At 62.7% G+C, this 14,724-nt stretch carries 13 protein-coding genes and 1 pseudogene; 8 read left to right on the top strand and 6 right to left on the bottom strand.

Annotated elements, in window-relative coordinates; genetic code table 11:
* Window positions 1-62: 62 nt before the first annotated feature.
* Window positions 63-1,130 (bottom strand): glycosyltransferase family 4 protein, encoded by a 1,068-nt coding sequence (locus RX328_RS34215; RefSeq protein WP_213249565.1) that lies wholly within the window; start codon window positions 1,128-1,130, stop codon window positions 63-65.
* 303 nt (window positions 1,131-1,433) lie between these two features.
* On the opposite strand from RX328_RS34215, the gene RX328_RS34210 reads away from it, so the two are divergent.
* The 4 genes from RX328_RS34210 (at window position 1,434) to RX328_RS34195 (ending at window position 7,341) form a co-directional block, all read left to right on the top strand.
* Window positions 1,434-3,197, top strand: a complete 1,764-nt coding sequence (locus RX328_RS34210) for an ABC transporter ATP-binding protein (protein ID WP_213249567.1) — start codon at window positions 1,434-1,436, stop codon at window positions 3,195-3,197.
* A gap of 68 nt (window positions 3,198-3,265) precedes the next feature.
* Window positions 3,266-5,464, top strand: coding sequence for an amylo-alpha-1,6-glucosidase (locus RX328_RS34205; protein WP_213249569.1), 2,199 nt, complete (start codon window positions 3,266-3,268; stop codon window positions 5,462-5,464).
* A gap of 47 nt (window positions 5,465-5,511) precedes the next feature.
* A complete protein-coding gene (locus RX328_RS34200) occupies window positions 5,512-6,009 on the top strand; it encodes a PRC-barrel domain-containing protein (RefSeq protein WP_213249571.1) in 498 nt (165 codons plus the stop codon).
* Window positions 6,010-6,054: 45 nt separating this feature from the next.
* Window positions 6,055-7,341, top strand: coding sequence for an MFS transporter (locus RX328_RS34195; RefSeq protein WP_213249573.1), 1,287 nt, complete (start codon window positions 6,055-6,057; stop codon window positions 7,339-7,341).
* Here RX328_RS34195 and RX328_RS34190 read toward each other — a convergent pair.
* A pseudogene (locus RX328_RS34190) lies at window positions 7,313-8,538 on the bottom strand (MFS transporter). The gene RX328_RS34195 and the pseudogene RX328_RS34190 overlap by 29 nt on opposite strands.
* 114 nt (window positions 8,539-8,652) lie before the next feature.
* Window positions 8,653-9,135, bottom strand: a complete 483-nt coding sequence (locus RX328_RS34185; RefSeq protein WP_213249575.1) for a cupin domain-containing protein — start codon at window positions 9,133-9,135, stop codon at window positions 8,653-8,655.
* A gap of 248 nt (window positions 9,136-9,383) precedes the next feature.
* Here RX328_RS34185 and RX328_RS34180 point away from each other — a divergent pair, with 248 nt between their 5' ends.
* Window positions 9,384-9,668, top strand: coding sequence for a hypothetical protein (locus RX328_RS34180; protein WP_213249577.1), 285 nt, complete (start codon window positions 9,384-9,386; stop codon window positions 9,666-9,668).
* Window positions 9,669-9,748: 80 nt separating this feature from the next.
* Window positions 9,749-10,462 carry a peroxiredoxin-like family protein gene (locus RX328_RS34175; protein ID WP_213249579.1) on the top strand — a complete coding sequence of 238 codons (714 nt, stop codon included), beginning with the start codon at window positions 9,749-9,751 and terminating at the stop codon, window positions 10,460-10,462.
* Between the two features lie 38 nt (window positions 10,463-10,500).
* Here the strand turns inward: RX328_RS34175 and RX328_RS34170 are convergent, their stop codons facing one another.
* From RX328_RS34170 to RX328_RS34160, 3 genes are all read right to left on the bottom strand, one after another.
* A complete protein-coding gene (locus tag RX328_RS34170) occupies window positions 10,501-10,827 on the bottom strand; it encodes an antibiotic biosynthesis monooxygenase family protein (protein WP_213249581.1) in 327 nt (108 codons plus the stop codon).
* Window positions 10,828-11,313: 486 nt separating this feature from the next.
* Window positions 11,314-11,499 (bottom strand): hypothetical protein, encoded by a 186-nt coding sequence (locus RX328_RS34165; RefSeq protein ID WP_213249583.1) that lies wholly within the window; start codon window positions 11,497-11,499, stop codon window positions 11,314-11,316.
* Window positions 11,500-11,615: 116 nt separating this feature from the next.
* Window positions 11,616-12,518: a LysR family transcriptional regulator gene (locus tag RX328_RS34160; RefSeq protein ID WP_213249585.1), complete on the bottom strand. Its 903-nt coding sequence runs from the start codon at window positions 12,516-12,518 to the stop codon at window positions 11,616-11,618.
* A 188-nt stretch (window positions 12,519-12,706) separates the two neighbouring features.
* Here RX328_RS34160 and RX328_RS34155 point away from each other — a divergent pair, with 188 nt between their 5' ends.
* Both RX328_RS34155 and RX328_RS34150 read left to right on the top strand, forming a co-directional pair.
* The gene (locus RX328_RS34155) at window positions 12,707-13,531 is read left to right on the top strand and encodes a 3-hydroxybutyrate dehydrogenase (RefSeq protein WP_213249587.1); all 825 of its coding nucleotides are present in this window, start codon (window positions 12,707-12,709) and stop codon (window positions 13,529-13,531) included.
* 28 nt (window positions 13,532-13,559) lie between these two features.
* Window positions 13,560-14,723 carry a patatin-like phospholipase family protein gene (locus RX328_RS34150; RefSeq protein ID WP_213249589.1) on the top strand — a complete coding sequence of 388 codons (1,164 nt, stop codon included), beginning with the start codon at window positions 13,560-13,562 and terminating at the stop codon, window positions 14,721-14,723.
* The last annotated feature ends 1 nt before the right edge of the window (window position 14,724 follow it).

The raw sequence follows: 14,724 nt of genomic DNA, 5'->3' as shown, positions 1-14,724 counted from the left end.
GCACGCTTCGCTTTGCCCACCCTACGGTCGTCTTGCGACGACGAGGGCAGGTGCGACTGCTATTACTCCGCGCTGCTCACGAGCTTGATGCGCGGCTCTTCCTCCATTAGGCCGCGATACGCAACAAGATAGTCGAGCGCCATTCGGCGCGCCGTGAAACGGGCTTCGAACCGCTTGCGGATGGCGCCGCGATCCAGCGTGGATAGTCGATCGACCACGGCCACCGCGCTGGTTTCATCTTCCACCACGAAACCTGTGAGACCGGGGTCGATGATCTCCGCCACCGAGCCACGGTTGTAAGCGACCACCGGTGTGCCGCAGGCCATGGCCTCGATCATGACGAGGCCGAAGGGCTCCGGCCAGTCGATCGGCACCAGCAGCCCGATGGCGCCGCTGAGGAAGTCGGGCTTTTCGCGGTCGCTGATCTCACCGATGTATTCAACCAGCGGATTGGCTTTGATGAGTGGGGAAATCAGCTCGTCGTAGTAGTCCTGGTCGGCGCGATCGACCTTGGCCGCGATTTTCAGCGGAATGCCGCATCGGGTGGCGATGCTGATGGCGCGATCCACGCCCTTTTCCGGCGCGATCCGCCCGAGCACCGCCAAATAGGACGGCTGCACCGGCTGCGGCGTCAGCAGATTCTCCGGCAACCCGTGGTGAATGGTGCGCACCCAATTGGCCTGCGGCACCGGCCGACGCTGCGCGTTGGAAATCGAGATCACGGGCACCTTGGAGAAGGTATTGAATACCGGCTGATGCTCCGGCAGGTCGAGCCTGCCGTGCAGGGTGGTCAGGAACGGCGTCGGCTGTCGGTAGAACAGCGAGAACGGATAGTAGTCGAGATGAAAGTGCAGAAAATCGAACTCTTCATCGTCGCATTTCTGCCGCACGCGTTCCAGCATCACCATGTGCAGCGCGTTAGGGTCGCGCACGGAGCCGTCGAGGCGCAACGCCTTCGGCCACGTCGCATCGAGTTTCGCCGAGGTGCGGGAATCCCCGCTGGCGAACAACGTGACTTCGTGCCCTAACGCTACCAGTTCTTCGGTAAGCCAGTGCACCACCCGCTCGGTGCCGCCGTACAGTTTGGGGGGAACAGCCTCCGTCAGCGGGGCGACCTGCGCGATGCGCATCTCTCGTCTCCTGTTTCGAATGTTAGTTGGATAAAGCCCTCAGCCCGCAGATCGGCACCGGCGTGCCGGAAGCTGGAACGTTCTTGCATCTGCGAAGTTCCAACTGTCGGCGCATCTTGGTTCTTCCACACGACTGTCTTGCTGATGCCATCTGACACCAACAGATTTGAGGCGACCTCGATGCTGCAGAATTGTTGCGCGGTGATGGCCGCGCGCCCACAAACCCGAAGCGGCACCGTTCACGTCCTCGTGCGCGATATGCGTTAGGGATTCCCTTTCACTCTCAACAGGTTTGCAGACGACATGGATAATCTTTCAGGATATGCGCGGCGGCCGCTTCCATTTGTCTTGCGCTATCTGCGCCGGCGCCGCGGAGCCCATGTGGTCATTGTGTCTGCCGTCGTTGCAGCGGTTGCCTGCTCGGTGGGCACGCAATATGGCGTCAAGTATCTGGTCGACAGCCTGACGGCCGGTTCGTCGCACGCGAGCAGCGTATGGCTGGCATTCGCTTTTCTCATGTCGCTTATTGCGGCGGATAATCTGCTGTGGCGGGTCGCGAGCTGGACGGCGAGCTTCACTTTCGTGGGCGTCACCGGCGATCTCCGCCGTGACATGTTCCGCCACCTGACCGGTCACGCCCCCAGCTATTTCTCTGACCGCTTGCCGGGCATGCTGACCAGCCGTATCACGGCGACGTCCAATGCCGTCTTCACCGTCGAAAACATGTTCGTCTGGAATGTGTTACCGCCGTGCATCGCGACCGTTTCGGCGATACTCCTTATAGGAACTGTCAGTCTGGCGATGTCCGCGGGCTTGATCATCATCGCGGGTATTATGTTGATGGCGATGTTTCACCTCGCCGCGGCGGGCAAGCCGCTGCATGATGATTTTGCCGACAAGGCGGCTGCGGTGGACGGCGAGATGGTCGATGTTATCAGCAATCTGCCGCTGGTCCGTGCGTTCTGCGGCCTCAGCTACGAACACGACCGCTTCGACGCCACCGTCGAGCGGGAACTCGATGCCCGTGGGCGCAGCCTCCGCTATCTCGAGAAGCTGCGGCTGCTTCACGCCGTTGTGACGATTCTGCTGACGATCGCGCTGCTGGCGTGGGTTATCACGCTCTGGCAGCGGGGCGCGGCGACCACCGGCGATGTCGTGCTGGTATGTACGCTCGGGCTCTCGATTTTGAGCGCGACGCGCGACCTCGCGGTGGCGTTGGTCGACGTCACCCAGCATGTTGCCCGCTTGACGGAGGCGATCGCCACCTTGCTGCTGCCGCACGAATTGAAGGATCATCCCGAGGCCGAGCCGCTGATCCGCAGCGGCGCCGCCGTCGCCTTCAACAACGTCTCGTTCCACTATCCCGGCGGCGTTCAGGTGTTCGAGAAATTCTCCTTGCGCATTCAGCCGGGACAACGGGTCGGGCTGGTCGGTCATTCCGGCGGCGGGAAATCCAGCCTGTTTGTGCTGCTGCAGCGCTTCTATGACGTCCAGCACGGCAGCATCACCATTGACGGCCAGGACATTTCGCGGGTGACGCAGCAGAGCCTCCGCGAGGCGATCTCGGTGGTGCCGCAGGACATCTCGCTGTTCCACCGCTCGATCATGGAAAATATCCGCTACGGACGTCCGAACGCGACCGACGACGAGGTGCTGCGCGCGGCGATTGCAGCGCGCTGCGATTTCATCGAAAATCTGCCCGAAGGCATGGCGACGATGGTTGGCGATCGCGGTATCAAGGTCTCCGGCGGGCAGCGGCAGCGGATCGCCATCGCGCGCGCCTTCCTGAAAGACGCGCCGATCCTGTTGCTGGACGAGGCAACGGCGGCGCTCGACAGCGAATCCGAAGAGGCGATCCGCGAGGCGCTGGCGCGGCTGATGCGCGGACGCACCGTGATTGCCATCGCCCACCGTCTCGCCACCTTGCGCAATTTTGACCGCGTGGTGGTGCTGGATCACGGGCGAATCATTGAAGATGGGCCGCCGGATATTCTCGTGCAGGGAAGAGGGCCTTACCGAGAATTGGTCGCGCGCGAAATGGGCCGCCTCGCCAGCCATGCGGCCTGATCTGTGGCAGTTGCGTTTGCGTCCCGATGCGTCCATCACAACGCAAGGAAATCGCTTGAGGGGTCAAAATGACAGCCGAAGTCACCCAACTGATCACCATTCAGGCTGCCGAACACGTCGCGGAATCACCTTTCTACATCCCGATGACGGGGCCGGCGACGCGGCAGCGCCGCTCGCTCAAGCACGACGATACATTCATCGTGCTGGACAGCCATGGCGATATCGGCGCCTCCGCCGGCGGGCCCGACGGTCTGTTCAACGCCGACACCCGTTATCTCGCCCGGCTGGAGATGGTGCTCGACGAAGTCCAGCCGCTGTTGCTCGGTTCCAATCTGCGCGATGACAATTCGGCGCTGACCATCGATCTCACCAATTCGGACGTGTACCGCAACGGCAGGCTGGCGTTGCAGAAGGACACGCTGCACATCGTGCGCTCGATTTTCCTGTGGCGCGGTACCGCCTACCAGCGCATCGCCCTGCAAAATCACGGCGACCGGCCGGCGAGCTTCGACCTGACGCTGTTGTTCGACAATGACTTCGCCGACTTGTTCGAGGTGCGCGGCGAGCGCCGGTCGCGCCGGGGAGTGGGCTCCAGCCGGTTGCTTGGCCCCAGCGATGTCGTGCTGGAGTACAGCGGGCTCGACGGTCAGGTCCGCGTTACATCGTTGCATTTCGAGCCACGGCCGACGCGGCTCGCAGTCAATTCGGCAACCTATCATTTCGAGTTGGCGCCGAAGGAAGTGATCGCATTGTTCGTCGCGGTGTCCTGCAACAAGCCTGCCATGCAGAAGCCGGTACCGTTCTATCGCGGCCTGCTGGCGCATCGCCGCGAGATGCGGCGCTCGACGATCGGCGCAGCCAGCATCGAGACGTCGAACGACATCTTCAACGAGGTTCTGTGCCAGGCGATGGGCGACCTCAACATGCTGATGACCGAAACGCCGCAGGGGCGATATCCCTATGCGGGCATTCCCTGGTATTCGACCACGTTCGGTCGCGATGGACTGATCACCGCACTGCAGATGCTGTGGGTCGATCCGCGTATTGCCCAGGGCGTGCTGCGGCGGCTGGCTCATTTTCAGGCCAAGGCCGTCGATCCGCTCGCCGATGCCGAACCTGGCAAGATCCTGCACGAAATGCGCGGCGGCGAGATGGCGGCGCTGCGCGAAGTGCCGTTTGCGCAATATTACGGTAGCGTCGACTCGACATCGCTGTTCGTGCTGTTGGCCGGTTATTATGTCGAGCGCACCGGCGACGAGGAAACGCTGGCCGAACTGTGGCCCGCGATCGAGGCGGCGTTGCGGTGGATCGACGGGCCTGGCGACCCCGATCATGACGGTTTCATTGAGTACCAGCGTGCTACCGAACAGGGGCTCGCCAACCAGGGCTGGAAGGATTCCTACGACGCGATCTTCCATGCCGATGGGCAACTCGCCGAAGGCTATATCGCGCTGGCGGAAGTTCAGGGCTATGTCTTCGCCGCCAAGCGGCTGGCCGCCCGTTGCGCACGGCGGTTGGGAAAAATTGATCAGGCGGCGAAGCTCGAATCCGAAGCCCTGCTGCTGGCCGAGCGCTTCGAGGAGGCGTTCTGGTGCGAGGAACTCGGCACCTACGCGCTGGCGCTCGATGGTGCCAAGCGGCCGTGCAAGGTTCGAACGTCCAATGCCGGCCAGCTTCTCTTCACCGGCATCGTCCGGACCGACCGCGCCCGCCTCGTTGCGGCCGATCTGATGAGCCAGAAATTCTATTCGGGATGGGGCATCCGCACCGTGGCCTACGGTGAGGTTCGCTACAACCCGATGTCCTATCACAACGGATCGATCTGGCCGCACGACAATGCGCTGATCGCGCTCGGTTTTGCACGCTACGGCCTGAAACATTCGGTAGCGCATCTGTTCAAGGGCCTGTTCGACGCTGCGAGCTACATGGACTTGCGGCGGCTGCCGGAATTGTTCTGCGGATTCCGACGGGAAAAGCGGCGCGGACCGGTGCTTTATCCGGTCGCCTGCGCGCCGCAGGCCTGGGCCAGCGCGACGCCGTTTACGCTACTTGAAGCAGCGCTCGGCCTTGAATTCGATGCCGCGCGCGGCGAGATCCGGCTTCGTGACCCGCGCCTGCCGGAATTCCTCAACGAGGTGGTATTACGCGATCTGCGGCTCGGGCCTTCCAGCGTCGATTTGAGGGTGCGCCGCCACGGCGAGGAAGTGTCGCTCGAGGTATTGCGCACGCGCGGACAGATTCAGGTGTCGATCGTGTTGACGCATTAGCGGTCGTGCATTCCCATCCGTGCGTCTTCGGAGTTCAGGAGGGCCATATGCGCGCCGGTATTGTCATCATATCGCTGATCGCCGGGCTAGCGATGAGCCTTCCGGTTTCGGCAGCGGAAGATAGTGGAACGCAGGGAAGCCGTGCCGCTCCGGCTGATGCAGCGAAAGATGCCACGAAAAAGGAACCGGCGCCTCCGCCGTCGGTCACTGTGATCGGCGCCCGCGACGCGCTCGGCATTCTTGGCCGCGAGGTCCGCAGTGCGGCCAACGAAAATATGGGACGCATCGTCGATGTGATCGTGGACCGCGAGGGCACGGTGCGCGCCGCCGTCATCGATTTCGGCGGCTTTCTCGGTGTCGGTAGCCGAAAGATCGTCGTCGACTGGAGTGCGCTGCATTTTGGTCGTGTTGCCAACAAGAGTGACAGCATCACGCTCGAGCTGACCAAGGAACAGGTGATTGCGGCGCCGGAATACAAGCAGGACGCGCCGGTCATCGTGCTCGGTGCGGCCGGCCGCTTACAGCCGTGGGATTTCGACAAATAAAGGAGAAACGGCCTGATCGCGCGCCCCTCCCAGTCGCTCGATCCGATGAACGACGATCGCCATGGGCGATCCGCCGGCGAGGGCAACGTTGTGCCGCTGCCGCCCGCGCCCGGCGAGCGGCCCAAACCGTCGCGTGAGAGCCAACGCGGCCTCGATTGGTTCATCTTCTTTCTCGCCGACGTGCAGACCGGATTTGGTCCGTTCATCGCGGTTTACCTGACGACGCAGAAATGGACGCAGGTCGAGATTGGCTTCGTGCTGTCGATCGGCGGGATCATCGGCCTGCTTGGGCAGATGCCGGGCGGAGCCGTCGTCGATGCTGCCCGTTCCGAGCGGCTGGTGGCGGGGCTCGCGGTCGCCACCATCGGCTGCGCCGCGCTGGCCTACGCCTTGTGGCCGATCTTCCCGGTAGTGACAGCGGCCGCCACGTTGCACGCGCTTGCGAGCTGCGTGCTGGGTCCGGCTATCGCCGCGATCAGCCTCGGCCTGGTTGGGCCGCTTGCGATCGGGGAACGGCTCGGGCGCAATGCCCGTTTCGCGTCCCTCGGTAATGGTTCAGCGGCGGCGCTCATGGGCGCATGCGGTTATCTGCTGTCAAGTCAGTCGGTCTTCTTCGTCACGGCCCTTCTCGCAATCCCCACCCTGTTGGCGCTTGCCCGGATTCGTGGCCAGGAAATCAACGTGGCGCAGGCGCACGGTGCCTTGAGCGAGGACGGCGATACCAAGGCCGCCGACAAGGAGGCGACCAGTGTGCTTCACCTGCTTCGGCAGCGCCCGCTGTTGATCTTCGCCGGCGGCGTCCTGCTGTTTCAACTCGCCAACGCAGCCATGCTGCCGCTGATGGCTGGCGTGGTCACGACGCGATCGGCCCAATGGGCGCCGGTGCTGATCGCCGCCTGCATCATCGTACCTCAAGCGATCGTCGCGCTGACCTCACCCTCAGTCGGCCGCAAGGCGCAGGCCTGGGGAAGGCGACCGTTGCTGCTAATGGCTTTCGGCGCACTGGCAATCCGTGGCCTGCTGTTTGCGGTCGTGCGCGATCCCTATCTTCTGGTCCTGGTGCAGGTGTTCGACGGCATTACCGCGGCCGTGCTCAGCGTGATGGTGCCGCTGATCGTGGCCGACATCGCTTATGGCAGCGGCCACTTCAATCTGGCGCAGGGCGTGGTCGGCACTGCGACCGGCATCGGCGCGTCACTCAGCACGGTGCTCGCCGGCTATATCAGCGATACCTTTGGCAGCAGCATCGCGTTTACCGGGCTTGCAGCGATTGCGGCGCTCGGCCTGACGATGATCTGGCTGCTCATGCCGGAGACCCGGCGGACGGCTTGAGCGCGAGCCGCGCGGTCAGCAGAGCCGCCACTGCCAGCGCGGCGCCGACCCCGGTGATACAGGCGGTCCAACCGAACCGATCGAACAATTGGCCCAGGATGGCGCTGCCGACGAGGCCACCGAGGAAATAGCAGGCAAGATAGGTTCCGCTGGCAGCGCCGCGATGGTCGCTGGCGGCCTGGCCGACAAAGCCGGTGGCGCAGGCCTGCGCAAAGAACGTCCGACGCCCACCAGCACCATGCCGGTCAAAACTTGCGGCAGGTGGGAAGACAGCATCAAGGGCAATCCAGCGGCTGCCACCGCCAGCGCGCCCCAGATCGCCGGCCGCGTGCCAAAGCGGGCGACCGCCCTACCGGCAAACAGCGTCGTGACCACGGAAGGCGCAAAGACGAAATAGACGAAGCCGAGATCCATCCGCCCGAGCGCCAGCGGTTCGCGCACCAGCACGAAATTGACGAAGGTGAAGGTGCCGATGAAGGCGAACAGGATGCAAAAGCCGATGGCAAAAGCAGCGCGCAGCGCCGGGTCGCGCCAATGGCCGAGCCTTGCCGCGAAGGGCGATTGCGTCGAGGGCATCGCGTGCATCGGTTTGACGCGATGGATGGTAAAGTACACTAGCGCTGCACCGGCAAGGTTCAGCAGCGCAAAGAAATAGAAATTCGAGGCCAGCCCGAGCGTGTCGACCACTGCCGCCGACACCAGCCGGCCGATCAGATTGCTCGCGACGTTGCCGGTGATATAGGCCGCGAACGCGCCGCCCGCATCCATCGAACTGCATTGCTCGCCGAGATAGGCCAGCGTCAACGCGAACGCCGAGGCCATGCAGAGGCCTTGGGCGATGCGGAGCACCGTAAACGTCGTGAGATCAGGCGCGATCGCCAGCAGCGTCGTGGGGACTGCGAGCACGACCAGGCTGACGAGAATGCCGAGCCGTCGATCGATATGCGGGCTCAGGAAGCCGACGACGAGGCCGGCGACGGCCATGCCGATGGTGCTGGCATTGACCGCGATACCCATCGCGGCCGGGGTTACATTGTAGTGCCGGGTCAGCGAGGGAAGAATCGCTTGCGTCGCAAACAGATCCACCACGGTCAGGAACGCCGTGAGGCCAATGACGAGAGATCGCAGGGCCACGCCCGGTGAGTGACCATGCATTTCCATCGCTTGGGATTTCATCGGCGCGGATATGCCGGTCATGGCGCTTCTCTTATCGAGAAAGAAGGATGTGACGCCTGGGCGTGTGGGGCGACACGGGGACCCCAGGCCGTCACATCCGGCAACGAGACGTCGGGTGGCGCTCGTTACAGCTCCTTACATGTTGTGGTCGTGCGGATCCTTGCGGACGTCGCCGACATAGAGAATGACGGTCTCGTTGCCGAGATTCTTCCACCAGTGCGAGGTACCGGCGACTTCCGGCCTGATCTCGCCGGCCTTGTGCACGATCGGCTCCGAGCAGTTGCTGGCGTATTCGACGATCTCGCCCTGCTGGATGTAGATCAGCGCAGGCCGGTCGTCATGACTGTGCCAGGGCACGATGCCGCCGGGCTCGATGGTCAGCTTGCGGAAGCGCAGCTCGCGATCCTTGATATTAGCCGGCTGCTTCTCGAGATTGATCGAGCCGAGAGTGACGTCGGTGACGCCGACCGGCTTATGGTCGACCATCGGGCGGACATTTGCCTGCATCTTCCCGGCCGGGCATTCGCCGGCCACGGCGGTAGCAATCGAACCTGCGCTCAATCCGGCAAGCGCGAGGCCGTGCCCGACCGTGCGGGACGTGACGTTGGATTTGGACATGTAGTGATCTCCTCTGGTTTTGCCTTGGCCCCGGATGGTCTGGCCGGCTACGTCACGATAATCGCGGAAATTGCACACGAGAGGAAATGCCGGCTAGCTTTTGACTCGATAGCCCCGCGCTATGCGGCTCTCGATACGCCGTGGCTATCGAACCGATTGTGCAACGGCATTTCACATCAAGCGGCGTCCATTCTCTGATGGGTCAGCGCCCGATTGGCGGGCGTGATGTCAATCTTGAGGAATTCCGCATGACCACCCTTTCCAAGACCTTGATTGCCGCCGCGGCCTTTGCTGCCGTCGCCACGACCGCCTTCTCGCAAGTTTCCTGGGAATTCAATCCGGGCATGGCCTACATGTATGCCGGGCCCGGCAAGATGTCGGCCATGGCGATGGCTGCGACGCCAAAGAACCACGACGCAATGATGAAGAACGCCAAGAAGGTGCCCAACAACACCGTATTCTTCATGGACAAGGGCCAGCTCTATTCGACCTCGGGCATGCTTGATCCGACCGGAAATTTCTATCTGCCCTGAAGCGGTAGCGCTGCGGCGTTCGGGCCGCCCTTGCGGGGCGGCCCGAGCCGGAAAATAATGCTGATATGCCGGAGCAAGCCATGACAACGCTATCGCCAGCCAACGCCGAACGCCTCAAGCAGGCGTTCCAGCAATGCCGCGACATGGAGGGCACCTTGCGCGAGCAGCTAGAGGCCTACGCCGCGGCGGGGCGGGAGATCTTTCCGGCCTATGGCGAAGCGGTCGACCGATTGGTGGCGCGGCTCAATGAGAACGGCGGCGGCGAAAACGCGCCGAGGCCGGGCGAGGTGATGCCGCCATTCCTGTTGCCGGACGAGACCGGCCGGCTGATCAGCCTGAAATCACTCCTCGATCACGGTCCGGTCGCCGTAATGTTTTATCGCGGCCATTGGTGTCCTTACTGCAGGCTGAACGTGAGGGCTGTGATCCAGGCCCAGGACCGGATCAAGGCATTAGGTGCGCAGACGGTTGCGATCATGCCGGAGACGCAGGCCTATGCCGCGGAATTCAAATCCGAGGCCGAAGCGCCGTTCCCGGTGCTGACCGATCTCGACAACGGCTACGCGCTGTCGCTCAACCTCGCGATCTGGCTCGGTACCGAAATCCAGCGGCTGCTTTCGTATCAGGATATGGCGAGTTTTCAGGGCAATGACGGCTGTGTGCTGCCGATCCCGGCTACCTTCGTGGTCGGCCGCGATGGATTGGTAAAAGCCCGCTTCGTCGATCCCGATTTCCGCAAGCGCATGGAGATCGATGACCTGATCGCCGCGTTGAAGAGTGCAAGCGAAGAGTGATGGCTTCTTGCCGCCTTGTGCATGGCGGAAGGCGCTGCTTACCGTCCACCATCCATCACTTCGGTAACTTCATACAGATGCGGATCGATCTCGCTCGTGATGTCGTCGAGGTGGCCCCACTGCTTGCGAAACTCCGGCGACTGATGGGCCGATCGCAGCAGATCGCTGTTCTGCCATTGCACGTAGTTGACGATGCGGCGTCCATCCAGACTGCGATGCAGGCTGATCGATATGAAGCCCGGCTGACGCGCCATGAAGCGGGCGCGCTCGGTCATGACCGACAACGCCTCCGCCTGCTTCTCGGGTTCCGACTCGACGATCGTGATCTGGGTAACGGGTTGTCTGTCCGCGTGGATCTGCGGCATGGCTGATCTCCCTTGACCGATTTCGGCGCAGCTTCGCTGCGCAGCGCCTGGCGCAGGTCCCCAGCGGCGCTGGCCCGGGCCGGCATCCGCAAGCTCGGATGATGCCGGCGAGCAGTTCGACCTCGCCTCAGCTACGGAAATTCCGGGAAGGGGAAGCAGTTCCGAGAATTGCCTGACGGCGTGCAGGACACGCGCAACCGGGATCGCTGCCGCACAAGACCGCCGGCGACCGGATGCAAGCGTTGGTAGTGGAACCGGCAGAGAAACTTCAAGGACGAGAGATCTCCGAGAGGAAAAATCTCGAAGAAGCCCGGAACGTGATCGCGCGTCGAAGGTTATGTCCACAAGGAGCAAGTAACCTTCATAGAAGGTGAAATGCTCCGAAGGCCCCGTCATTCACGATTCAAATGGCGGGGTCGCTTTTTATCGAGCAGGTATTCACCTTAGCAGGCCTTCGCCGCGGTTCGCTCCCGGCGGCGCAGTGCATCAGCGCGGCGGTTGCATACCTGGGGAAGTCAGCCAATTTTTGATTTCGACCGCCTTCCTCATTTGCAACGCCTTGCGTTTGGCGGCTTCCTTGTCATCGCCGGGCGGCAGCCTATCCGCCGTCTGCTGCAAATCCTCGGCGATCTGTTCCCAATCTTTGCGGTTCGGGCGCGGATGAGGTTTCATCAGTCCCTCCAACTCCCAGCCAATTTCTATATTGGTGCGGCCGTCCTGGATTTTAAGGGGACCGATAGTCAGCGGAAATGCGGCGGAAAGCCCGGGAACCGACCCAGCCGGAGCTCTTACGGAGTTCCATTCCTGCCGATGAATTGCTGCCAATTGGCGCCGCGCAGCATCCGCATGGCGGCGGATGCCACCACAGTCCGTTCACGTCCGGCCACGCCGTAAAGGTTCACCGTTCGCCGGGCATCCAGCCCTTCGACGCTGGCGCGCTTTAGCGTCGGCGGGATAGACGCTGTATCGGGCACCACGGCGACGCCGATATCGGCCTCCAACAGTTCGATCAGATCGCGCTCGGATGCGATCTCGTGGCTGCGATCGACGTCGAGGCCGTGTTCGCGAAGCGAAGAGTTCAGCCGCGCCGCATGTTCGCAGTAGTTCCGCGACAGTAATTGTTCGGCGCGAAGATCGCTGAAGTCGAGTTTATCGCGGTCTGCCAGCGGATGCTTCCGGTTGACGACGAGCTGAAAGTTTTCGGTAAACAGCGGCCAAGTGTCGAGCCGGTCCCACTCTTCGCTGATTTCGGCGGCAATGCCGAGTTCGGCTTCGCCCTTCTTGAGATATTCCGCGACTTCGCGGGCGTTGCCGCGCAAAAAGCGAAACTCCAGACGATTGAACATCCGCTTGATCTGATCGAGATGTGGAATCAACAGCGACAGATCGACCGAATGGGTCAGTGCGATCCGGAGCGCGCCGACTTCGCCGCTCTTGAAGGATGAGGCAAGTTCGCGCGCGCCGGTAGCCGCCTCATAGCACTGCTTGAGCAGCGGATGCATGCGCTGGCCGAGTTCGGTCAATTGCGCGGCTGGACGCTCGCGGCGAAAGAGATCGCCGCCGAGTTCGGCTTCGAGTTGCTTGATCGCCCGCGTCAGCGACGGCTGCGTGACGTTGCACTCGTCGGCGGCGCGCGTGAAGTTGAGCACGCGCGCGACCGCAAGGAAGTAGCGAACCTGATGCATCTCCATGGCCGTGCCCCGGTCTGTCGTGCAGGAAAGCTACCCGATCGCGCCCCTCGATGACTACCCAAACCGCCATAGCACGGGCGTATGGTTTTGGAAGCCAAAGAGCATTTCCTTGAAGCCGTGCCCGGCGTGCAGATTGCGGCGGAAATAGTCTCGTTACGATGCTGACCAGTCACGCGAAAGGGCGGCCCATGAATATTCAGCTCAAGACACAGGGCGCTTCGGCCTTGCGGCCGCTGACAGGCAAGGCGTCGCTGGTCACGGGCTCGACCAGCGGTATCGGGCTCGGGATCGCCCGCGCGTTGGCCGAAGCCGGCTCGGCCGTGGTGCTGAACGGTTTCGGCCTCGCGGCCGAGATAGCCAAGACACGCGATCAGCTTATCGCCGATTTCGGCGTCGACGTCAGCTATTCCCCGGCCGATATGACCAGCCGGGAAGCAATCGCCGAGATGATCGCTAACACGGTCGCCAGTCACGGCCGGCTCGATATTCTGGTCAACAATGCCGGCATTCAACACGTCGCGCCGCTCGATCAGTTTCCGATCGAGAAGTGGGACGCGATCCTGTCGATCAATTTGTCATCGGCATTTCACACCATGCGGCTGGCATTGCCCGCGATGCGGCAGAACAGGTTCGGGCGGATCATCAACATCGCCTCGGCGCACGGCCTGGTCGCTTCGCCGTTCAAGGCGGCCTATGTCGCGGCCAAGCACGGCATCGTCGGCCTGACCAAGGTAGCTGCGCTGGAGACCGCGGAAGACGGCATCACCTGCAACGCGATTTGCCCGGGTTACGTCTACACGCCGCTGGTCGAGGCGCAGATCGACGGCCAGGCCAAGGCGCACGGCATTTCCCGCGAGCAGGTCATCCACGACGTGCTGCTGGCGCAGCAACCGAACAAGCGTTTTGCCACTGTCGAAGAACTCGGCGCGCTGACGGTGTTTCTCGCCAGCGACGCGGCGGCATCGATCACTGGCGTCGCGCTGCCGGTCGATGGCGGCTGGACCGCGCACTAGCGCAACGAATCTTTCGAGGGAGCGTGACATGAAGGACGTTCGGGATATCGGTTCTTCGCCGAACTTGCGATCGCTCGCGAGGTCCGAGCCGGGTCAGATCGTGTTGGTGCTGCAGGGCGGCGGCGCGCTGGGCTCCTATCAGGCCGGCGTCTACCAGGCGCTACATGAGGCCGGGATCGAGCCGGACTGGATCATCGGCACCTCGATTGGTGCGATCAACGCGAGCCTGATCGCCGGCAGCGCGCCGCAGAACCGATTGTCGCGCCTTCGCGCGTTCTGGAAGAAGATGGAGCAGAATCCGGTCTGGACCTTTCGCGACATCTTTCCTGGTTTCAACGAAAAGCTTTCTTATTGGTCGACCGTGACCAACGGCATTCCCGGGTTCTTTCGGCCCAACCCGTTGGCCCATGCCGGCGATTCCTATCCGCTCGGCGCTGACAATGCCGGCTATTACTCGACCGCGCCGCTGGAGCGAACCTTAAGCGAGCTGGTCAATTTCAAGCTGGTCAATCAATGCTCGCCACGCCTGACGGTCGGCGCCGCCCATGTCCGCACCAGCCAGATGCGCTATTTCGATAGCCGGGACTGCGAACTTGGCGTCAGGCACATCATGGCGTCGGGCGCGCTGCCGCCGGCATTCCCGGCGGTCCCCATCGATGGCGAGCTTTACTGGGACGGTGGCATATTGTCGAACACGCCGACGGAAGCCGTCTTCGACGATAATCCGCGCAAGAACTCGCTGGTCTTCGCCGTGCATCTTTGGAATCCGTCTGGAGCCGAGCCGACCACGATGGCGGAGGTGCTGAACCGGCACAAGGACGTGCAGTATTCTAGCCGGATCGCCAGCCACATCGCGCGACAGCAGCAGGCGCATCGGCTGCGACACGTCATCAACCAGCTCGCCGCGCGTCTGCCGGAGGCCGAGCGCAACAGCGACGCGGTGAGGGAGCTGACGGGTTATGGCTGTCCGACCCGGATGCATGTGGTGCGGCTGCTCGCCCCGCAGCTCAGCCGGGAGGACCACACCAAGGATATCGATTTCAGTCCATCCGGAATCATGCAGCGCTGGGATGCCGGTTACCGCCACACCAAAGCAGTGCTCGAGAAGAAGCCCTGGGTCGGCGAATTTGATCCGCTATCCGGCGTCATTCTCCACGAGCAGACGGAGGTGATGCCGGAAGCGGCGGAGTAGA

Origin of the sequence: Bradyrhizobium sp. sBnM-33 (assembly GCF_032917945.1) — a bacterium.
GTDB lineage: Bacteria > Pseudomonadota > Alphaproteobacteria > Rhizobiales > Xanthobacteraceae > Bradyrhizobium.
Note: the sequence above shows the minus strand (reverse complement) of the source record. Positions and strands in the feature narration are given on the sequence as shown.